Here is a 22,301-nt window from a genome sequence, read left to right on the forward strand (position 1 = left end):
TGATAATCAAAGATGTACACATACTGCATCGGGAAATCCCAATATATAGCAGTCGGTAATGGTGGATATTTTACCAGCTCATTGGACGGGGAGACATGGAGCGAGCCTGTACAGACTCACAAGAATGACAGAATTGACTGGCTGAACATTGAATATGCCAATGAAATGTTTTTAATCTCAGGAGAAAATCAAACGGGGCATTACATCTCATATTCAAAAGACGGAGCAAATTGGTCTGAACCCGTTACGGACTCTGGAAATGGGCGTATGGTATTTGGAAATAATTTATGGATAATTTGTGACTGTTATTGTATATATGTATGGAACAGGGATTTTACGCACAAAGAACAGGTTGAACCTTCTTATGACAATGCCCGTGTGGATTATTACGATGTAGCATTTGGTAATGGTCGATTCGTGTTGGTCTCAAGTTGTGCAAATGACAGAGACGTATTCACATCAACGGACGGTTTGAACTGGAAAAGGCTTTTTACAGAAATATCCTGTCAGTGTATCACATTTGACGGGAAACAATTTGTAGCAGGAGGTGGTGGAGGTCGTATTTGGACTTCTACAGACGGGGAGAATTGGACGGAACACCGTGCGTTACCCTCAAACTTCCTCCCGTCAAAAATCAAATATGGAAATGGAAATTATATCATCATGGGGACATTGAAGTGTATTTATACGTTATAAATGTTGTACCCATATCCTATGTTGATAAAAATAGAAAAGGGGCTGGAGTCGGGAAATCCCCGAACCAGCCCCCTTCTAAGATTTTCCAGTGTCGATATGTACGTTAGTACCAAAATTAATAGAGCGATAATCAACCAAAGTTTAAGAAATAAGATTTTTGCTCCAATAAAAACGAATGAAATTGCAATCAGCGCCCGAGAATATTTATTAAAATTTGCAGCAGAACAATATGCAGGGGTACAAGGTCTATCGTATGCAACTATATATCACCAATTGGAAGATAGAAATGGACATGAAAAAACAGTCAAGTTCTTGAAAACTTTGCTAAAGAATATGGAACACAAATTAAGTTCTTTGGTATCGAAAGTGTGATCGACAAAAATATCATTCCTGACTCATTACTATATCCCAATAGATTATTGCTACTAAATTTTAATTATACCCATACTGCCGATTTATATATTCCTCAAGGCAAAACAAAAGAGTATTGGTTTCCCATCAATCATATTCATGGTGATTTAGAGAAGCCTGACGACATTATCTTTGGCAACGGTGATGAACTTAGTGAACTTGTAAAGCTTTACAACAATGAGCATTTACGCAATATCAAATCCACAAAATATCTCGAAACCGATAATTATCGTAAAATGTTAACTTTTATCAATTCAACTCCTTATCAAGTCTATATTATGGGCCACTCTTGTGGTAATTCGGATAGGACCCTCTTAAATACATTATTTGAACATAAGAACTGTATATCTATAAAGCCATTCTACTACATAAAAGAAGATGGTTCTGACAATTATCTTGAAATTATTCAAAACATTAGTCGAAATTTTACAGATATGAAATTGATGAGAGATAGAGTTGTAAATAAAACTTATTGCGAAAAGTTGTTAGATTAACAAATAGCAATCCATAACAAGCATGATAAATAAAATGGTACTAATTTCGGCAAAAGATAAAATCGATTCCCTGTCGGTTGGTACAGGAACGCAAAATCCCGTAACACGGTCAGGAATAAAGTATTTATAATTCAAATCTATAATTTTAGAATACAATATCTTTTTACAAACTTATACAAAGACTCATCTTATTTTCAAACACTTCTTATCGCAACCTTGATAACTCCGTCCTCTCTATTTTCAAAGATACGGTAAGCTTTCTCAATTTCATTCAATGAAAAACGGTGAGTAATGAGTGACGTGGTATCTATCCTACCCGATTCTATCAAGCGAAGTATCTCTGCACAATCACAACCGTCCACCCCTCCGGTTTTAAAGATAAGATTTTTTCCATACATATCGGGTAAGGGCAAAATTTGAGGTTTATCGTAAAGTGCCACGATCGTTACAATAGCATTGGGACGAGCACATTTCCAAGCCAAACGGAAAGTATCCTCGCTTCCCGCCACTTCCAAAACCACATCAGCACCGCCATGATCGCTATTTTTACGAACAAACTCCTCGCAATGTTCAGGAGTAGTTACCAATATGTCGGGATAATGTTCTTGCAAAAACTGTATTCTTTCCGGGGACTGCTCACAAACAATAATACGCCGGGGATTCTTTAACAAAGCGCACAATAAGGTACAAATGCCGGTAGGACCGGCTCCAATAATCAGAATCGTATCCTCCGATGTAATTTCCGAAATACGTACGGACCAAAAACCGGTTGCCAAAATATCGCCTACAAACAAAGCTTGTTCGTCGCTTACCGTATCTGGAATACGATTCAAACCTTGATCGGCATAGGGCACTCGAACATATTCGGCTTGACCGCCATCGATACGACACCCCAAAGCCCAACCGCCATTGGGATCCATACAATTATTGACATACCCACGACGACAGAAGAAACATTCGCCACAAAAAGTTTCGACATTTACAGTAACCCTATCTCCCGGCTTAATACCTATAACATCTTCTCCCACATCTTCTACGACACCCACCATCTCGTGCCCGACCGTTACTCCCGGTACGGCACGCGGCACGCTACCATGTTTGATATGGAGATCGCTGGTACAAATACTTCCAAGAGTCACCCTCACAATCGCATCGCGAGAATCTTTCAATCCGGGTTTCGGCTTTTCTTGCAATTCAAACTTACCGGGTTCAACGTATGTATATGCCAACATAATATTATCCTTATCATTTTTCAAAACTTCTCTCACAAAGATAGAAGAAACGGATTTCAGAAGCAAATATTCTTTGTTAAACAGATTCACTACGAATCAAATAGCAATCTACCGGTGTATTCTATGACGACTATCAGCTATGTAAAAAGAGTATGACATCAATTAAAAAATATTTACTTCATACAAATACAAACTGCTTTCACAACTTTCTTGTTATTTTTGTATGACTAAAAGAGTGTTAATATGAAAAACCGAACAAAAAAATTGTTTAAGATTACGGGTATTACACTGGGAGCGTTAATAGTCTTTCTCTCGGCAGTAATAGCTTTCTCCATAAATTTTATATTTACGCCTGAAAAATTGACCCCCATCGTATTAAACGTAGCCAATCAAAACATAAATGCCAAGCTCGATATGAATAGCGTAGAGCTGACCTTTTTTTCAACTTTTCCCCGTTTTGGAATAAAATTGGAAAATGGCACATTAGTATCAAAGGCTATCCGTGATTCTTTATGGCAACGTACCGACACATTAGCCACTTTTCGAAAAGCCGTTGCCGTAATCAATCTCGTCGACTATTTGCAGCAAAAAAAGATCAGTATCAACCGATTATCATTGGATAGCACAAACATATACGCCTTTAAAGGAAAAGATGGAATCGCCAACTGGAATATATTGATCGCCGACACGACAAATACACCCGATACAACAACCGCTACTTCGCCAATTATTAACGAAATAGACATCAAGCACGTTTCGCTACGTCATACCACGGTCACTTTCGACGATCGGGAAACGAATGTATTCGCCAATCTATGGGATGCAAATCTTAAATTAAAAGCAAATTTAAAGAAAGAACAGTCTACGTTAGCATTGGATTTCAACAACAAAAACATTCTGTTCTGGCAAAATGGGGAATTACTAGCTCATCGTATCGCCACCCACCTACAAACCGACATCGAGCTAAATCGTTCGAAACGGGCTCTTTCCTTGCACGATGCTATGATGGAGATTAACGGCATAAAATTAGACATACACGGCTCTATCTGCAAAGACACGACCGCACAAGCGTTAGATATCGATCTACAATACGGGCTACATGCACCTTCGTTGGAAACAGTCCTGCACATGATTCCCGAAAGTATTCTCAAAAAAGAAAAAGTTTCGGCCAAAGGCGACGTTACAGTTAATGGCAATCTAAAAGGTCTATATGGAAAAGGGAAAATGCCATTAGCTACATTAAAAATAGAAATAAACGATGCATCCGCCCAATATGCCCAATTGCCCTATGGAATAGATGAACTTAAAGCCAACTTTTTCGGACAGATAGACTTAATGCGGCAATCGCCATCTTATCTCGATCTTAAAATATTTCACTTCAAAGGAGCTCATACCGATATCTTGGCCGACGCCAAAGTAAATGATCTATTAGGCGATCCCGATATCTCGTTTCATACCCAATCTACGATAGACCTAACGGCATTGGCACAAACGTTCCCTTTACAAGATGGAGTGAGTATCGAAGGGAAATTAGATGCCGACATGAACGTGCGTTGCCGTTTGTCATCTATCAAAAAGAAAGACATAGGACGAATTCGGGCCAAAGGAAAAATAAATATGAGCAAATTGGCTTTACGAGACAAAAATAAGAAATTCGAATTCACGAGCGATGCTTCACTGTCTTTCGTGGGAAACGATGTATTAGGAGCTCATATCGAAATAGGAAATATGGCTTTTCACTCAACGCGATTAAACTCATCGATAAACAATCTATCGGCTTTAATAAAAACGACCAACCCACAAGATACTACACGAATCGCTTTTGTAGAGTGTAAACTAAATGCAAACAAACTAAAAGCCTCCCTACCGGATACATCAAATTTATTTTGTGGGAAAACCGTTGCAACTATAAAATTACAACCGACAGAAAACAATCCTACCCGACCCGAAATAGGATTCGCATTAGAAGCCGACACCTTGTTCTGCCGTCTCGGAGATACTAAATTGGGCATGGACAAAGCCGGGATTACAATAACGGCACAACAATTAAAAGACTCTTTGTGGATTCCAAAAGGCATAGTAGGTTTTAATCGACTTTTTGTACGTACCCCACAATCGGCTTTACCTATTCGAATGCAAAAGACTGCGATTTCTGTCGGTAATCGAACTATTACTTTACATAACGCGACCATGAAAATAGGAAGATCCGATTTAACAGCGACCGGTGCGATTCACGATTTATACGGCGCTATGCGTCACAATAAAAAACTACGGGCCACATTAACACTTTCCTCTAAGAATCTAAATTGTAACCAGTTAATTCGGTCTATCTCTTTTCCAAAAGACACTGCTCAAATCGAAACTGAATCCGACACTACGTCGACTGCCCTAAAACTATTCGTTATTCCTCGAAATATCGATTTTGAATTACAAACCAATTTGAATCGGGTTCGTTACGGGAAAATGGTTTTCAAAAACGTACACGGTGCAATAGATATACGCAATCAAGCCATTCACCTCAAAGAGCTCAGTATGGAAGGAATGGATGCGACTATGCGCACGACGCTGATCTATCAAGCCCGACAACCAGAGCAAGGATATGCCGGATTCGATTTCAAACTTCATAATATCAATATAGGGAAACTTGTCGATTTTATTCCTTCGTTAGATACCATTGTCCCCATGCTACGGTCATTTCAAGGAACTGTCGATTTCAATGTATCGGCCGAGTCGGGCTTAGACTCATGCCTCAATATAAAAATACCCTCATTACGATCAGCTATCCATGTTGAAGGCGATAGCCTTGTCCTTCTCGACGGTGAAACTTTTACCGAAATATCGAAAAAATTTTTCTTCAAGAACAAAGAGAGAAATTTGATCGACAGTATCTCTGTCAACATCAGTGTCGAAGACGGTAATGTAACCGTCTACCCGTTTGTAATAGAAATGGATCGCTACCGGGCTGCCGTAGGAGGAAACCAAGACTTGGATATGAATTTCAATTATCACATATCCATACTCAAATCGCCCATACCCTTCAAACTGGAACTGAATATTTCGGGGAATTTAGATAAAATGAAGTTCGGTATGGGCAAAGCCAAATACAAAAACGCTGTCACACCGGTAGAAATACACAAAGTCGACAGTACTATTGTAAATATGGGAGAACAAATTGTTCGGGATTTCAAGAAAGTCATGCGACGACAATTGCCACAAACACAAGTCTCCAACAAATAAGTATCGTGTTCGATAAACTCATATGTCATATAAAATCGCCCTATCTTCTTCGCGAGATTACACAGAAATACTTAATGTATGGAGAAACTCTGCAAGAAGTTCCCTTTACTTTTTAAGCGAAGAAGATGTACTTTACTATAAAGGGCTCGTTCCTTCCTACTTTCCACAAGTAGAATTGTAAAAAATCATTCGATTCTACCACACTTATGTGTCCCAAAATAATCGGTCGGGACAAAACCAGCCTTTCGGGAAAGCTCTACCCTATATTACACCTAATCATTAAATAGATACGATTATCGCTTACTTCATAAATACGAAATAAACGGCAAGAACAAGGCAGCCGAACGCCGCAATATGGTTCCAATGCAACGACTCTCCTTTAAAAACTACGACCGAAAATAAAGTGAATATGATTAAGGTTATTACTTCTTGTATTACCTTTAATTGCATAAGACTAAACGGTCCTCCATTCTCTCTAAATCCCAATCGATTAGCTGGTACTTGGCAACAATATTCGAACAATGCTATACCCCAACTAAGCAATATCACACCATAAAGCGGCCAATTATTGATAACCTTCATTTCTTGCAATTTCAAATGCCCATACCAAGCCAGTGTCATAAACACATTAGAAACAATAAGTAATCCTATCGAATATAATCCTTGCATTGCGTCTTATTTTGGAGTGCAAAGTTACACGAAATAGCAGTAAATAGAATAAATTTCATAGGTCAAATTTATTAAAAGCTGTACAATAAAAAAGTCCCCTTCAAAAATTATTCTTCCCCGATATATTATCTCTACAATATAAAAAATAGACTATACTTCGGTAAAATCAAAAATTTGATTTTGTCATCAATTATATTATCTTTGTAAAAGTATATAGTAAAACATTGTATGAATAGAACCCATATTGAAACTTTTTCATACCAGTTATCTCCTCAATACTATTTTAACAGACTGCTGAAAATCTGGTTACATAATAATTGGGGGTGGCTTCTATCTTTTTTCCTCCTTCTCGTGGGGCTATCCATTCAAAACCCTCTATTTATTTATGTAGGACTTATCATTTTATTTTTGGTATTTCCTATGATCATCTCTTACCTGTGGTTCGCTTATGCTCTACACCCCGATTGCCGTATGTCCATACTTTCAAAAACAGTCGAAATAAACAAAAACGGCCTTTCTTGTACTTTCGACGATGGACGAACAGAATCCATAGCATGGGAACGAATTACCCGTATACGTTATACCTCGACAGACATTATCTTCCACTTATCAAACTATATTTTTTTCATTTTACCATACAATTCGTTCAAATCGAATGACGATTTAGAATACTTCTTAAAAAATTTTCTCGCTCTCAACATTCAGAATAAAAAATAATTGTATATTTGAGTACAATTTTTCAAACATGAAAATGTTCAGACAAATTCTAAAATATTCATTTGCAGTCCTAATTGCCTTCTCGACAATCTTCTCATCGAGTGCACTGACGCTTGACGAAGCACGAGAGTTGTACAAGGCCGGTAAATACAAAGAAGCCGCTCCTGTATTCAAGGCACAACTGAAACGCCGCCCCAATGATGGATCGTTGAACCATTGGTATGGAGTATGCCTTTTTCACGAGAAAAAATATAACGAAGCTGAAAAATATCTGAAAATAGGGGCTAAACGTAAAGTTCTCGAATCGCCTCACTATTTAGCAGACATGTATATGGCTCAATACCGCTTTGAAGATGCCATAAGCAGTTATGAAGAATATACAGCTGCATTGTCCAAAGCGAAAAAACAAATACCCGATTCTATCGGCAAAGCCATAGCTCGTGCACGTAGAGCGAAATTAATGTTGCAATATGTCGAACGGGTACAAATCATAGATAGTTTGATAGTTGATGCCGATTCGTTTTTCAAGTATTTCAAAATGTCCCCCGAATCTGGACGGATAGGAATGAATAAAACACTAGGCATAGATATTCCCGAAAACACGATCGGCTATATTCCCCAACGCGGAGACAATGTATTTTTCGGATATCCCCTTGAAGGTAAAGGATATGAATTATGTACAAAAAATAAACTGATAGAAGGGAAATGGAGTAACATCATACCGTTACCCAATGGTGTCAATACAGAACAAGATGAAGCCTATCCATTTTTTCTCAACGACGGAGTTACACTCTACTTTGCCTCAAATGGAGAAGGTTCGATCGGAGGATACGACATATTTATCACCCGTTTAAATCTTGAAAATAACACCTACTTGAAACCCGAAAACGTAGGTATGCCCTTCAATTCGATATACAACGATTACATGATGGCAATAGACGAGATGTTAAACATCGGTTGGTTTGTATCGGATAGAGAACAAATTCCCGGAAAAGTGACAATCTATCTATTTATCCCGAATGAGAGCAAACAAACATATAACATCGATGAAATCAAAACCGATATCAAATCGCTAGCTCTGATTCGATCTATTCGAGAGTCTTGGCCGGAAAATGCAGATTATACCGATTTATTGCAACAATTGGACAATATCAAGGAACCCCAAAAAGAGACTCGCCCCGATTTCATCTTTGCAATTTGTAACGGAATCCATTATACTAAACTTGACCAATTCGTCAGTCTTGAAGCTCGCAATCTATATGTAAAGTCCAAAGAATTACGTAAGAATATCATTCAAATAGAAACTAAGCTCTCGGAACTGCGATCTCAATATACTAAATCGAAAGGCACAACTTTAAAAAGACTATCGTCCGAAATTCAAAATTTGGAATCGCAACTGCTCACACTCTATCCTCAACCGGAAAATTACGAAAATCAGGCTCGAAAGATAGAACTCGATAATTTGCAAAAGGAATATAGATAGAACCTAAATCTAAGAAATATGTTTGATATATTAGCTGTTACACTATTAATAATATTAGCGCTAGTTCTGGCGGTACTGGAAATATTCTTTCTTCCCGGAATTACCATCGCAGGTATATGTTCGGTCTTATTTTATGGAGGTGGAATTTACTATGCCTATTCGGCCTTCGGGACAAATGGGGCTGTAATAACATTATTCATTGCAGCCGTCACTACTATTACTGTCATCATAGGATTTATGCGATCCCGAAGCTTGGACAAAATGTCTCTGCATACCGAAATAAACTCGGTAGTACCCTCCCCGATAACCCCTGATATTAAAGTCGGCGACATGGGAGTAACACTAAGTAGACTAAACCCTATGGGAAAAATCATCGTGGGAGTCCACACCATCGAAGCCCGCGCAGATAATGAACTGATTGACGAAGATACACCTGTAAAAATAATCCGCATAGAACCCACTGTAGTCATTGTTTGCAAAGAAACAGAAAATGAAAAAACAGGGAATAATATAAACACTTCTAAACAAAAATAAAATTATGGTAGGATTAAGCGTATTTCTTCTAATTGGCATTATTGCCATACTCGCTGTATTCTTTTACTTCGTACCTTTCCTTTTATGGATTTCGGCACGAGTATCGGGGGTAAGAATCTCTCTTATCCAATTATTCTTGATGAGAATCAGAAAAGTACCGCCACAAGTCATTGTTCGAGCTATGATTGAAGCCCACAAAGCCGGACTTAAAACAATCACGCGTGATGAATTAGAAGCTCACTATCTGGCCGGAGGTCATGTAGAACGCGTCGTACACGCACTCGTATCCGCTTCGAAAGCTAATATAGATTTAGGCTTCCAAATGGCTACCGCTATTGACTTAGCCGGACGCGATGTATTCGAAGCCGTGCAAATGTCTGTCAACCCGAAAGTTATCGACACACCGCCGGTTACAGCCGTGGCCAAAGACGGTATACAGTTAATAGCCAAAGCTCGTGTAACAGTACGGGCAAATATTCGTCAACTAGTCGGCGGTGCAGGTGAAGATACCATATTGGCTCGTGTAGGAGAAGGTATCGTGTCGTCCATCGGCTCGTCCGAGTCCCATAAACAAGTTCTTGAAAACCCGGATTCCATATCCAAACTAGTATTGAAAAAGGGGCTTGATTCAGGAACTGCATTTGAAATCCTCTCCATTGATATAGCCGATATCGACATCGGTAAAAACATTGGAGCCACCTTGCAAATGGATCAGGCACAAGCCGATAAAAACATCGCACAAGCAAAAGCAGAAGAACGTCGGGCCATGGCTATCGCTCTCGAACAAGAAATGAAAGCCAAAGCACAAGAGGCAAGAGCAAAAGTAATCGAAGCCGAAGCCGAAGTTCCCAGAGCTATGGCGGAAGCCTTCCGTTCGGGAAATCTCGGAATCATGGATTATTATAAAATGAAAAATGTCGAGGCAGACACTGCCATGCGTGAATCGATAGCCAAGCCATCGAGTAAACCCGAGAAATAATGAAATCAAGTAATTAGAGAATGAATCGGACATTATAAAAATGTGTATACTCCAAGTAACAGAAAAAATACTTAGATATACGAAACTTTTTTAGTCCGACGATTGTTATATAAGTAACAAAGAAAAATAAATAATTATGATTTACGAATTGCCTCCATTACCTTATGGTATTAATGATTTAGCCCCTGTAATCAGTCAGGAAACGATAGAATACCATTACGGTAAACATGAACAAACTTATATCGATAACCTAAATAAACTTATCGAAGGAACACCCTTCGCAGACAAGCCTCTCGAAGAAATCATCAAAGAAGCCGACGGAGCTCTATTTAATAATGCCTCCCAAGCATGGAACCACATATTTTATTTCTTCACATTCTCCCCGAATGGAAAAAAAAGTCCACAAGGGAAGTTGGCAGAAGCTATAAATAAGAAGTGGGGAAATTTCGAAAACTTCCAAAAAGAATTTGAACAAGCAGGGACTACTCTATTTGGATCTGGTTGGGTCTGGTTATCCAAAGATAAAGACGGAAATCTGGTTATCAGTAAAGAAAATAATGCGGGCACTCCTTTGACCAAAGGACTTACTCCTTTGTTAACGTTCGACGTATGGGAACACGCCTACTATATCGACTATCGCAACAGACGAGCAGAGCAATTGCACAACCTCTGGAAAATCGTCGATTGGTCGGTTGTTGAATCAAGATATCTATAATTCGCATAGTCGCGCGTGAGCGTAACTCTATCTAGCACTTTAAAATAAGCATAATGTGATGAATTCTAAAAAAGAGATGCTGCGTGAGCAGCGTCTCTTTTTGCATTTAAAAATTCAAAGATAAATTCATATAGACAAAAAAATCATAGTTTTTCTATACATTTAATAAAAAATTCATATATTTGCTTTTCAATTAGATGTAAAAACTTTATTTTTACTTTATAAATCACAAAAACCAAAGGAGTAAAATGGCTACAAAAAAATTTATCCTTGCAGAAAAAGACATACCACAAGCATGGTATAATGTCATTGCAGACATGCCCAACAAGCCAATGAGTCCATTAAATCCGGCAACCAAATCTCCCCTAGCCGTAGAAGACCTCTATCCGATTTTTGCAGAAGAACTCTGTAAACAAGAATTAAACACTTCCGACGCATGGATAGAAATCCCCGAAGAAGTACGCGATATGTACAAAATATGGCGTCCTACTCCTCTTGTCAGAGCTTTGGGGCTCGAAAAAGCATTGGATACTCCTGCACACATCTATTTCAAGAACGAAAGTGTAAGCCCTGTTGGTTCTCACAAATTAAATTCGGCCATACCACAAGCCTACTATTGTAAAAAACAAGGTATAACCAACATCACAACCGAAACCGGAGCCGGACAATGGGGGGCTGCACTCTCTTTAGCCGCAAAAGCATTCGGATTGGAACTTGCAGTCTACATGGTTAAAGTGAGCTTCCATCAAAAGCCCTATCGACGTTCTATTATGCAAACATTCGGCGCACAAGTTATTGCTTCACCCAGTATGTCGACCAAAGCAGGACGTAAAATATTAACCGATCACCCCAATTATCAAGGAAGTTTAGGTACGGCAATATCTGAAGCGATAGAATTGGCAATGAGTACCCCCAACTGTAAATATACTTTAGGTAGTGTACTCAATCACGTATCTTTACATCAAACAGTAATCGGGCTAGAAGCTGAAAAACAAATGGAAATGGCCGGCGAATACCCCGATATTGTCATCGCTTGCTTCGGAGGCGGGTCCAACTTCTCGGGAATTTCATTCCCATTTTTACGCCATAAATTAAAAGAGGGAAAAGACATTCGGTTAATCGCAGCCGAACCTGCGTCCTGTCCCAAATTGACCAAAGGAATTTTTCAATACGATTTTGGAGATGAAGCGGGCTATACACCTCTACTGCCCATGTACACTTTGGGACATAACTTCTCCCCGGCCAATATACATGCAGGTGGACTACGTTACCACGGAGCAGGAACGATCGTCAGCCAACTGAAAAAAGATGGCCTCTTGGAAGCCGTGGACATAGAACAACTCGATACATTCAAAGCAGCTACATTATTCGCTCAATGCGAAGGAATTATCCCTGCCCCGGAATCTTCTCATGCAATAGCCGCCACTATACAAGAAGCATTAAGAGCAAAAGAAGAGGGAAAAGAAAAATGCATCCTCTTCAATCTATCCGGCCACGGGCTCATCGATATGGCTGCCTATGACCAATATTTAGCAGGAGACCTTCTGAACTACAATTTACCAGAAGAAGAAATAGCTAAAAACATCAAGGAGTTAGAAAAAATAATTTAGTCATTCATCTTCAAAACAATAACAATCTTATTCGAGACACTGAAAAAATTTCATACCGAAAGTTTGTTCAATAAAAACAAATCGGTTATATTTGCATCGCTTTTCAAAAAGCGAACGGCGGTTTAGTGTAGTGGCCTAGCACGCAACCCTCTCACGGTTGAGACTCGGGTTCGATTCCCGGAATCGCTACAACAAGGAATGAAACCTCAAAAGATTATGTATTAATCTTTTGAGGTTTTTCTTTTTCAACAAAAGATAGCTATTTCGAAATTTGACAGGTATCGCGAATCTATAAAAAATAGACCTTGCACGGATTGGTTTGAACAATATCCTCCCCTCGATACAAAACAAAAGTATTCTTCTTTTGTTAGAAAATTGAAATGGTTATAAAAAGAAACTCTGGATAATTTGGTTTCTAAACGAATTATACCTATTTTTACTTTCGGTAGAATTAGTATATTTCTGATTTATACCCCAAATATGTTTTATTAAAAAAATTTTGTATGAAAAAGTACATTTGCACAGCTTGTGAATGGGTTTATGACCCAGCAGTAGGTGATCCTGATGGAGGTATAGCTCCGGGTACTCCATTTGAAGATATTCCAGATGATTGGGTATGTCCAGTTTGCGGACTTGGGAAAGACGCATTTGAAGAAGTAACAGAATAATCCACTTCTTGCTCTCATATGGGGAATCTACATAAAATGTAGATTCCTTTTTATTTATTCCAAAAAGGAAGTAAAATAATTAAGTCTATTTACTTTACGTTCCTTTTCCCCAATACAATTTTTTATCATTTTAAATTCTCTACAAAATTGAATATATAAATTTGATACATGAAAATACTTATCATAGAAGACGAACCCTCCTTACGGGAAATTATGCAACGAGCGCTAGTACAGGAGCGCTATGTAGTCGAAACTGCCAGCACTTATTCCGAAGCAGATGCTAAAATCGCAGCTTATAGTTACGACTGTATTTTACTCGATATCATGTTGCCCGACGGGAATGGGCTACAACTACTAAAACACCTGAAAGAGTTACGAAAAAGAGAAAACATCATTATCATATCCGCTCGTGATTCCCTTGATGACAAAATTCTCGGATTGGATATGGGAGCCGATGACTACCTCCCTAAACCATTTCATACAGCCGAACTCTTAGCCCGTATAAAAAGTGTGCTACGGCGAGGAAAAAGCGGTGGAGAAATGGCATTGATCTTAGGGAATGTATCCCTTGAACCCGAGAGCTCCCGGGTGTTGGTCAATAACAAAGAATTATCCTTATTAAAAAAAGAATTCGACATTCTATTCTATTTCATGCAACGCCCTAATCACTTAGTAGATAAATCTGTCCTTGCCGAAGCCGTATGGGGAGACCATGCAGACCAAGCAGACAATTTTCATTTTGTATATGCTCAAATGAAAAATTTACGTCGCAAACTTATTGATGCAGGAGCCAACATAGAAATAAAAGCCATATATGGATTTGGATACAAACTCGTTCCGCCAATCGAATAAAATCACCGTCTCATGAAACTCATATACCGTATAGCTTTACGTTTATCTTTAATTTTGATTCCGCTCATGGCACTTTGGGCGACTCTCTTCTATTTTATGATGGTAGAAGAAATCAACGACGAGGCCGATGATACGCTGGAAGATTATTCCGAATTGATAATTATACGCATGCTTGCCGGCAGAGAATTGCCCTCCTTAAATAGTGGATCTAATAATAGTTATTCCATAACACCCATTGACGAAGCCTATGCTTCATCAAAACCCCATATCGAATATTACGATGCCGAAGTCTACATTCCAGAAAAAGAAGAGACAGAACCAGCACGCATCCTCTCCACCATTTTCTTAGATAATGATGATAATTACTATGAACTGAAAGTCGCCATACCGACTTTCGAAAAAGACGATTTGGTCAGGACTATTTTATTTTGGATCATACTCCTCTACTTCGTACTTCTCATAACGATAATAGGATCGACAATATGGATTTTCCACCGCAGCATGCGTCCCTTGTATGCACTGTTACACTGGCTCGACAATTACACTCCGGGCAGACACAATACACCAGTACCCAACGACACGAATATTTCTGAATTTCACAAGCTCAATGTAGCAGCACAAGAAGCGGCAAATCGTTCGGAAGAACTTTTCGAGCAACAAAAACAATTTATAGGGAATGCCTCTCATGAACTACAAACTCCCTTAGCCATTTTAGGAAATCGTCTCGAATGGCTGCTCGATAATACAGAGCTCAATGAAACACAAATAGAAGAACTATTCAAGATGCAAAGAACATTAGGGCATATAGTTCGACTCAATAAAACGTTACTACTACTTACAAAAATTGAAAACGGACAATTCCCCGAGAGCACAAATATAGATTTAGCTTTTATAATTAAAGAACAAATCTCTCTATACAACGAAATATACTCATCACGAAATATTTCCTATACAATAAACATTCCTGAAACATTCATTGTTTTAATGAATGAGTCTTTGGCCTCTACATTAATTACCAATTTACTTAAAAATGCATATGTACATACAACACAAAACAGTAATATCGAAATCACTCTTATCAATCGTACCCTGACAATTGCCAATGATGGAACAACGCCTCTGGACACCGAACACATATTCGAAAGATTTTATCAGGGAAGCAAAAAAGAAGGTTCTACCGGATTAGGCTTGGCTCTGGTAAAAGCGGTTTGTCGATATTACAATCTGCATATAGAATATCAGTTCAAAGAGTCGAAGCACTATTTCTCCATTACTTGGCCATAAACTAAAAAAACGATTTTTTTCAAATAATATCCCAGAATTTCAAATTCATTTCAAAATTGCTCCTAATCTTTGTATCATCAAATTAAAACAATGTCTAACTAATAATTTTTGAATGTTATGAAAAAGCTAATGATTCTTACAACAATTCTAATGGCTCTTGGTATTTCTACGGCTTGCGCCGATAACGACAAACCCATTGCTGTTACCCAATTACCTCAAAAAGCACAGCTGTTCATCAAGACACATTTCCCGAAAGAGAAAGTCGCTTTGGCAAAACTCGAACGGGATTTTCTGGAAACCCGTTATGAAGTTGTTTTCACCAATGGTTCCAAAGTCGAATTTTTAAAAGACGGTGAATGGAAAGAAGTTGAATGTAAATATTCGACAGTGCCAACAGCTATCATTCCTGTACAAATTGCAAGCTATGTATCCCAAAACTATCCAGATACACAAATTGTACAAATCGATAGGGACAAAAGAGATTATGAAGTGAAACTTACGAATCGATTAGAACTTACATTCGATTTAAATTTCAACCTAATCGACATAGATGACTAATACGTTAGTCTCAACCGATTTTAACTTACCCACCTTATTTCAATAAGGTGGGTAAGTTTTTTAAATAACTCAAATAAAACTCTACTGCCTAAAAAAATACCGTTGGAGACTTCCTCTCCAACGGTATTAAAAACAAACTATACTTATATACTTATTTGATAATATCCAAGTGCTTGAAACACTTTTCGATTTTTTCAAGAGCCACATCTACTTGTGCTCGTGTATGCGTAGCCATCAGAGAAAATCTTATCAACGTATCCTTAGGCGCAACAGCCGGAGAAACAACCGGATTAACAAAAATACCCTCATCAAACAAATCGCGAGTTACCCGGAATGTTTTCTCATTATCACGAATAAACAACGGAATAATAGGCGTACATGTATTCCCTATCTCACAACCTATACGTCTGAATCCTTCCAAAGCATAATTCGTCACGTCCCACAAGTTGGCTATACGTTCCGGTTCACTCTCCATAATATCCAAAGCAGCACCCACCGCCGCAGTCGAAGCCGGTGTAATACTTGCACTGAAAATATAGGAACGAGAGTTATGACGTAAATAATTTGCCGTTACCTTATCCGTAGCGATAAAACCGCCCAACGAAGCGAATGATTTACTGAACGTACCCATAATGAGATCCACATCATCGGTCACACCAAAATGGTCGCATGTTCCACGTCCGTCTCGTCCGAAAACACCTATACCATGTGCTTCATCGACCATCACGGCTGCATTATACTGCTTAGCCAGACGTACGATTTCAGGAAGATTGGCTACATCGCCTTCCATAGAAAACACGCCATCGGTCACTATCAATTTCACCTTATCAGGATTGCAATTACGCAACTGGTCCTCCAACGATTGCATATCGTTATGGCGATATTTCACCGGAGTAGAGAAAGACAAACGACGACCTTCGATTATCGAAGCATGATCGAGTTCGTCCCATAAAATATAGTCTCCGCGTCCAGTGACACAAGAGACTACCCCCAAATTGACTTGAAATCCAGTTGAATAAATAATGGCTTCTTCTTTCCCTACGAACTTAGCCAACCGATGTTCCAACTCCTCATGAATGTCCAATGTTCCATTCAAGAATCGGGAACCGGCACAACCCGTACCATATTTACGGATAGCGGCAATAGCAGCCTCTTTAATTTTTGGGTGATTGGTAAGACCTAAATAACTGTTCGAACCGAACATTAAAACTTTTTTGCCGTTGATTAAGACCTCGGTGTCCTGATCGCTTTCTATTTTACGAAAATAGGGATAAACACCAAGGGCTTTGGCCTTCTGCGGAGCATCATACTTCGACAGTTTTTCTTGCATCAATTTCATAGTTTATGCTGAATGTATATTTGTTATAAACTATCTGCACTATTTCTAGGCACGATATACCTTGAAAATGCAGGTTGCAAAGATAACATAAATATCCGAAAGGAAATCATTTTTCACTTAAAAAAGTATCTATCGAAACGAATTTTTCTTACAGATGCAAACTTTTTATCACCTTCTTTTTTAAGAATAAATCTTAGCTTCACAAACAGAAAATTTTTATACCATTAAAAATCAGATTTATAAAATAAAATGGAATCACAATGAGTAACCGTTTTGTAATAAAATCTACTTCTTATTACCAAGAATTTGAAAAAAATTGCGAAATTTGCCGATTGTAAACTCAAAAGACAGAGAACAATATGAAATTCTCAGCACGACAAATAGCAGAATTCCTGCATGGAGAGTTGGTTGGAAATCCCTCGGTAGAAGTCAATAACCTGTCTAAAATTGAAGAAGGAACACCCGGTACTCTCTCTTTCCTTGCCAATCCCAAATACACGCACTATATATACCAAACTCACGCCAGCATAGTTCTGGTACATAAAGACTTTGAGCCGGAGCATCCTATCGAAGCCACTCTCATCAAAGTCGATGACCCATATGCCTGTTTAGCGATGCTTCTCAATTTGGTAAATGAAGCGACTATCGCCAAACGTGGTATTGAACAACCCAACTATGTCTCCTCGTCGGTCACACTCCCCGACGATATCTATTTAGGAGCGTTCGCCTATATCGGAGAGCGAGTAAAAATAGGTAAAAACGTAAAAATCTATCCTCAAACCTATATCGGGAATGATGTAGTTATCGGCGATAACGTTACCATTTTTGCAGGAGTAAAAATCTATCACAGCTGTGTCATTGGCAACAATTGTATTCTGCATGCGGGAACCGTTATCGGAGCCGATGGATTCGGATTCGCTCCCCAAGCCAACGGGGAATATGCGAAGATCGCTCAAATAGGAAACGTCGTACTCGAAGACAACGTCGAGGTCGGAGCCAATACAACAATAGACCGAGCTACAATGGGTTCTACGATTATCAAAAAAGGTGTGAAACTCGACAACCTGATACAAATCGCACATAACGTCGAAGTAGGAGAACACACGGTTATTGCGGCCCAAGCGGGAATTGCCGGTTCGGCAAAAGTCGGCAGCCACGCTATGATAGGCGGTCAAGTAGGAGTCGCCGGGCATATCAAACTGGGAGACCGAATTCAAGTCGGAGCCCAATCGGGTATACCCAATCATGTTGAGAACGACGCCGTAATCATGGGATACCCTGCTGTTCCTTCCAAAGAATTTGCCAGACAAGTCGTTTATGTAAAACGGCTTCCCGAACTTACCCGTACGGTGAAAGCTCTCGAAAGGGAGATAGAAGCATTAAAAGAACAATTGAAAAATAATAAACTATAATATCGATGAAACAAAAGACTCTAAAAAACAGCTTTTCGGTCAGCGGTAAAGGATTACATACCGGATTGAATATTACGGCCACGTTCCTACCGGCCCCCGAAAATCACGGATACAAAATACAACGCGTCGACCTTGAAGGACAACCGGTCATCGAGGCATTAGCCGAAAACGTAGTAGAAACAAGCAGAGGAACGGTCATAGCCGACGGAGATGTAAGAATAAGCACGATCGAGCATGCGATGGCTGCTTTGTATGCAGCAGAAATAGACAACTGTCTCATTCAGGTAAATGCACCCGAAATGCCCATTCTCGATGGCAGTGCCGCTGTTTACGCCGAAGAAATAGAGCGCTGTGGACTCGAAGAACAAAATGCCGAACGGGAATATTATCTTATCAAATCAAAAATCGAAATCCACGACGAAGAAACCGGTTCTTCAATCGTAGTATTACCAGACGATGAGTTTAGTATCAACACGCTCATCTCATTCGACTCTCCTATCTTGAACAATCAATTCGCCAGTCTCGACGATCTGCACGATTTCAAAAAAGAAATTGCCGGGGCTCGCACATTCGTTTTCGTACGAGAAGTAGAACCGCTGGTAAAAAATAATCTCATCAAAGGAGGAGATTTAGACAATGCAATCGTTATCTACGATCAAAAAACCTCACAAACCGAACTCGACAGGCTTGCCGACCTTTTAAACGTTCCTCACAAACACGTCGATGAATTGGGGTACATCAACAACAAACCGCTCGAATTCGAGAACGAACCGGCCCGTCATAAACTCCTCGACATTTTAGGGGATATAGCACTGGTTGGTAAACCCATAAAAGGTCGTATCATCGCCACTCGACCCGGGCATAAAATCAACAATCAATTCGCTCGGCTCATTCGCAAAGAAGTCCGTCGCCAAGACATTCAATGTCCCGCCTACAATCCCAATAAAGAGCCGCTTATGGACGTCAATCGTATCCGTCAGTTGCTCCCCCACCGCTATCCCTTCCTATTGGTCGATAAAATTATCGAAATGGGGACACGCCACATCGTGGGTGTAAAGAACGTTTCGGGTAACGAACCTTTCTTTCAAGGGCATTTCCCTGCCGAACCCGTTATGCCGGGTGTTCTTTTGGTCGAAGCTATGGCTCAAACCGGAGGTTTGCTGGTATTAAGCACCGTCGACGAACCGGAACGCTATTCGACCTATTTCATGAAAATAGACAATGTCAAATTCCGCCAGAAAGTCGTACCGGGAGATACCGTCATATTCCACTTATCACTGATGACCGAAGTGCGTCGGAGATGCGCCTATATGAAAGGATATGCTTTTGTCGGCGAGCGCATTGTCACTGAGGCCGAATTCATGGCACAGATTATCAAGAATAAATAAATCTAAAAAGCAAATAAATGAAACAACCGTTAGCATACGTTCATCCCGACGCAAAGATTGCGAATAACGTAGTAATCGAACCATTCGTAACCATAGACAAAAATGTAATCATCGGCGAAGGAACACAAATAGGTTCCAACGTTACTATTCTGGAAGGTGCGCGTATTGGCAAAAACTGCAAAATATTCCCGGGAGCGGTCATCTCGGCGATTCCTCAGGACTTGAAATTTCAAGGAGAAGACACGACCGTGGAAATAGGCGACAATACGACACTGCGCGAATGTGTCACCGTAAACCGGGGAACCGCAGCCAAAGGAAAAACCATAGTGGGAAGCAACTGTTTGATTATGGCTTACTCACACATCGCTCACGACTGCGTTGTCGGAGATAACGTCATTATATCCAACGCTACGCAAGTGGCCGGAGAAGTAATTATCGACAACTACGCTGTGATTGGCGGCGGGAGCCTCATTCATCAGTTCAGCCACATCGGCGCACATGTGATGGTACAAGGAGGTTCTCTCATCAACAAAGATATACCGCCCTACATCAAAGCCGGCCGCAATCCCATATCCTACGCCGGAATAAACTCCATCGGGCTCCGTCGGCGCAATTTCAGCAACGAAACCATTTGCAATATCCAAGAAATCTATCGTTACTTATATCTATCCGACATGAATAATAGCGACGCGATAGAACGTATCGAGGCAGAACTGCCCGCAACCAAAGAACGGGACGAAATCGTATTGTTCGTCCGCAATTCAAAACGGGGTATCATTAAAGGATATCTATAATAATATCTACCAATTTATATCAGAGGTGAAAGGGCCGATACGTGATGTACCGGCTCTTTCTTATTTTCTCCATGTTAAAAGCTCAACCTCAATCCCAATCCTCCGGTTTCGGGAACAACCATACTCAATTCATACGATGTAGTCTGTTGTATAAGCCCGTTACTTATATTATAATGTAAGTTATGTTTGCGATTTGTTAAAAAAGTCCCCAAACTCATACATACTATAATATATAATTTTATTGCATTATTTTAAATAAAATATTTTAGAATTAGAATCTATTAAATATATTTGCAATTATATTATTAATGGAATTTCCGAAAACCATCAAAAGAGTAGGAAAAACAAAACAAGCAATGTTATGAAAAAAATTTTCTTAGTGGCAGCTATGGCAGCCGTAGTACTGACTAGTGTAAACGCACAAAACAAGTACAAACCTGAAAACATGAGTTTCTCGACAGAATTGAACTACTCGCCCGGCGGAGCTACTACTGACGGACAATTTTCATTACCCGACTACGGCGCCAAAGTTCGTTTGCATTTAAACGAAAAAATGGCTGTTCGCTTGAAACTGGGATTAAACACATCTACCGATAAAGATGTCACCTATTACGAAAGCCCGACAGACCAAAAAGAGTACGAAAGAAACAGCAAAGAATCTATCACTACATTTTCGATTATGCCCGGTTTTGAGTATCACTTCACCAAATACGAAAGAATCTCTCCATATGTTGGCGGTGAAATTGGCCTATTGACTTCTACCGCTAAAACAAAAACCGACAACACCGAAAACGACGATAAAACAGAGACCAAACGTCCCGGTCTGGGATTTGGCGTAAATGTATTTACCGGTGTAGATGTTTATCTGTGCAAAGGCCTGTATTTAGGATTCGAACTCGGATTGGGTTACGACTCTATGAACTACAAAAGAGGAACTACCACAACTGTCTCAGGGTCGACGACCACCGAAACAGACGGTACTACTTCTAATTTACAAAGCAGATTCGGATTCCATGCGACTCCGTCGTTACGCGTCGGCTGGAATTTCTAATATACGAAATGAGTTAACCCCTCCGTTACTACGTGCCACCTCCTCTATATTTTGTTTGACAACAAAACACAGAGGAGGTGGGTGAGATGTATCCCCCCTTCTCCTCTGCCGTGTCCCGTAGCATTACGGGGTGCTGCGAAATGGTATAGGGGAGACACCGAAGAAACGATAGTTTCTG

Annotated in this window: 21 protein-coding genes and 1 tRNA gene; 18 read left to right on the forward strand and 4 right to left on the reverse strand. The window is 39.6% G+C overall.

Annotation, left to right across the window (positions count from 1 at the left end; genetic code table 11):
* Positions 1-12: 12 nt before the first annotated feature.
* Together NBH06_RS05005 and NBH06_RS05010 are read left to right on the forward strand one after the other, a co-directional pair.
* Entirely contained in the window at positions 13-696 is a 684-nt protein-coding gene (locus NBH06_RS05005) for a beta propeller repeat protein (RefSeq protein WP_250793098.1), read from the forward strand.
* A gap of 368 nt (positions 697-1,064) precedes the next feature.
* Positions 1,065-1,601, forward strand: a complete 537-nt coding sequence (locus NBH06_RS05010; RefSeq protein ID WP_250793099.1) for an AbiH family protein — start codon at positions 1,065-1,067, stop codon at positions 1,599-1,601.
* A 194-nt stretch (positions 1,602-1,795) separates the two neighbouring features.
* Here the strand turns inward: NBH06_RS05010 and NBH06_RS05015 are convergent, their stop codons facing one another.
* Positions 1,796-2,833 (reverse strand): alcohol dehydrogenase, encoded by a 1,038-nt coding sequence (locus tag NBH06_RS05015; RefSeq protein ID WP_250793100.1) that lies wholly within the window; start codon positions 2,831-2,833, stop codon positions 1,796-1,798.
* 243 nt (positions 2,834-3,076) lie between these two features.
* Here NBH06_RS05015 and NBH06_RS05020 point away from each other — a divergent pair, with 243 nt between their 5' ends.
* Entirely contained in the window at positions 3,077-6,070 is a 2,994-nt protein-coding gene (locus tag NBH06_RS05020) for an AsmA-like C-terminal region-containing protein (RefSeq protein ID WP_250793101.1), read from the forward strand.
* 300 nt (positions 6,071-6,370) lie between these two features.
* On the opposite strand, the gene NBH06_RS05025 is transcribed toward NBH06_RS05020, so the two are convergent.
* Complete coding sequence (locus NBH06_RS05025) at positions 6,371-6,739, reverse strand: DMT family protein (RefSeq protein ID WP_008861717.1); 369 nt, start codon at positions 6,737-6,739, stop codon at positions 6,371-6,373.
* A gap of 228 nt (positions 6,740-6,967) precedes the next feature.
* Between NBH06_RS05025 and NBH06_RS05030 the strand changes: the two genes are divergently transcribed.
* The 7 genes from NBH06_RS05030 to NBH06_RS05060 all read left to right on the forward strand — a co-directional run bounded on the left by NBH06_RS05030 (position 6,968) and on the right by NBH06_RS05060 (position 12,966).
* Positions 6,968-7,456: a YcxB family protein gene (locus tag NBH06_RS05030; protein WP_021892632.1), complete on the forward strand. Its 489-nt coding sequence runs from the start codon at positions 6,968-6,970 to the stop codon at positions 7,454-7,456.
* A 28-nt stretch (positions 7,457-7,484) separates the two neighbouring features.
* Positions 7,485-8,939, forward strand: a complete 1,455-nt coding sequence (locus NBH06_RS05035) for a tetratricopeptide repeat protein (RefSeq protein ID WP_250793104.1) — start codon at positions 7,485-7,487, stop codon at positions 8,937-8,939.
* An 18-nt stretch (positions 8,940-8,957) separates the two neighbouring features.
* Complete coding sequence (locus NBH06_RS05040) at positions 8,958-9,473, forward strand: NfeD family protein (RefSeq protein ID WP_250793106.1); 516 nt, start codon at positions 8,958-8,960, stop codon at positions 9,471-9,473.
* Positions 9,474-9,477: 4 nt separating this feature from the next.
* Positions 9,478-10,452 carry a flotillin-like protein FloA gene (gene floA / locus NBH06_RS05045; RefSeq protein WP_008861713.1) on the forward strand — a complete coding sequence of 325 codons (975 nt, stop codon included), beginning with the start codon at positions 9,478-9,480 and terminating at the stop codon, positions 10,450-10,452.
* 136 nt (positions 10,453-10,588) lie between these two features.
* Positions 10,589-11,167 (forward strand): superoxide dismutase, encoded by a 579-nt coding sequence (locus tag NBH06_RS05050; RefSeq protein ID WP_008861712.1) that lies wholly within the window; start codon positions 10,589-10,591, stop codon positions 11,165-11,167.
* A gap of 248 nt (positions 11,168-11,415) precedes the next feature.
* The gene (locus NBH06_RS05055; RefSeq protein ID WP_046412960.1) at positions 11,416-12,777 is read left to right on the forward strand and encodes a TrpB-like pyridoxal phosphate-dependent enzyme; all 1,362 of its coding nucleotides are present in this window, start codon (positions 11,416-11,418) and stop codon (positions 12,775-12,777) included.
* 116 nt (positions 12,778-12,893) lie between these two features.
* Positions 12,894-12,966 (forward strand) — tRNA-Glu (locus NBH06_RS05060).
* Positions 12,967-13,022: 56 nt separating this feature from the next.
* Here the strand turns inward: NBH06_RS05060 and NBH06_RS13695 are convergent.
* Positions 13,023-13,244, reverse strand: coding sequence for a glycogen debranching N-terminal domain-containing protein (locus tag NBH06_RS13695; RefSeq protein ID WP_502800947.1), 222 nt, complete (start codon positions 13,242-13,244; stop codon positions 13,023-13,025).
* 36 nt (positions 13,245-13,280) lie between these two features.
* Between NBH06_RS13695 and rd the strand changes: the two genes are divergently transcribed.
* The 4 genes from rd to NBH06_RS05080 all read left to right on the forward strand — a co-directional run bounded on the left by rd (position 13,281) and on the right by NBH06_RS05080 (position 16,139).
* Positions 13,281-13,445: a rubredoxin gene (gene rd / locus NBH06_RS05065; RefSeq protein WP_008861661.1), complete on the forward strand. Its 165-nt coding sequence runs from the start codon at positions 13,281-13,283 to the stop codon at positions 13,443-13,445.
* A 168-nt stretch (positions 13,446-13,613) separates the two neighbouring features.
* Entirely contained in the window at positions 13,614-14,297 is a 684-nt protein-coding gene (locus NBH06_RS05070) for a response regulator transcription factor (protein WP_021892635.1), read from the forward strand.
* 12 nt (positions 14,298-14,309) lie between these two features.
* Complete coding sequence (locus tag NBH06_RS05075; RefSeq protein ID WP_250793108.1) at positions 14,310-15,581, forward strand: sensor histidine kinase; 1,272 nt, start codon at positions 14,310-14,312, stop codon at positions 15,579-15,581.
* Positions 15,582-15,698: 117 nt separating this feature from the next.
* Positions 15,699-16,139, forward strand: coding sequence for a PepSY-like domain-containing protein (locus NBH06_RS05080; protein WP_155012646.1), 441 nt, complete (start codon positions 15,699-15,701; stop codon positions 16,137-16,139).
* A 151-nt stretch (positions 16,140-16,290) separates the two neighbouring features.
* Here the strand turns inward: NBH06_RS05080 and spt are convergent, their stop codons facing one another.
* Entirely contained in the window at positions 16,291-17,478 is a 1,188-nt protein-coding gene (spt, locus tag NBH06_RS05085) for a serine palmitoyltransferase (RefSeq protein WP_040296001.1), read from the reverse strand.
* A 359-nt stretch (positions 17,479-17,837) separates the two neighbouring features.
* On the opposite strand from spt, the gene lpxD reads away from it, so the two are divergent.
* From lpxD to NBH06_RS05105, 4 genes are all read left to right on the forward strand, one after another.
* On the forward strand, positions 17,838-18,890 hold the full coding sequence (lpxD, locus tag NBH06_RS05090; RefSeq protein WP_250793110.1) for a UDP-3-O-(3-hydroxymyristoyl)glucosamine N-acyltransferase: 1,053 nt from the start codon (positions 17,838-17,840) through the stop codon (positions 18,888-18,890).
* Between the two features lie 5 nt (positions 18,891-18,895).
* Positions 18,896-20,278, forward strand: coding sequence for a bifunctional UDP-3-O-[3-hydroxymyristoyl] N-acetylglucosamine deacetylase/3-hydroxyacyl-ACP dehydratase (locus NBH06_RS05095; protein WP_250793112.1), 1,383 nt, complete (start codon positions 18,896-18,898; stop codon positions 20,276-20,278).
* A 17-nt stretch (positions 20,279-20,295) separates the two neighbouring features.
* Entirely contained in the window at positions 20,296-21,072 is a 777-nt protein-coding gene (lpxA, locus tag NBH06_RS05100) for an acyl-ACP--UDP-N-acetylglucosamine O-acyltransferase (RefSeq protein WP_021892639.1), read from the forward strand.
* Positions 21,073-21,433: 361 nt separating this feature from the next.
* The gene (locus NBH06_RS05105; protein ID WP_021892640.1) at positions 21,434-22,123 is read left to right on the forward strand and encodes a BT1926 family outer membrane beta-barrel protein; all 690 of its coding nucleotides are present in this window, start codon (positions 21,434-21,436) and stop codon (positions 22,121-22,123) included.
* The last annotated feature ends 178 nt before the right edge of the window (positions 22,124-22,301 follow it).

It is taken from the genome of Barnesiella sp. B2-R-119, from assembly GCF_023656675.1.
Taxonomy (GTDB): domain Bacteria; phylum Bacteroidota; class Bacteroidia; order Bacteroidales; family Barnesiellaceae; genus Barnesiella; species Barnesiella intestinihominis.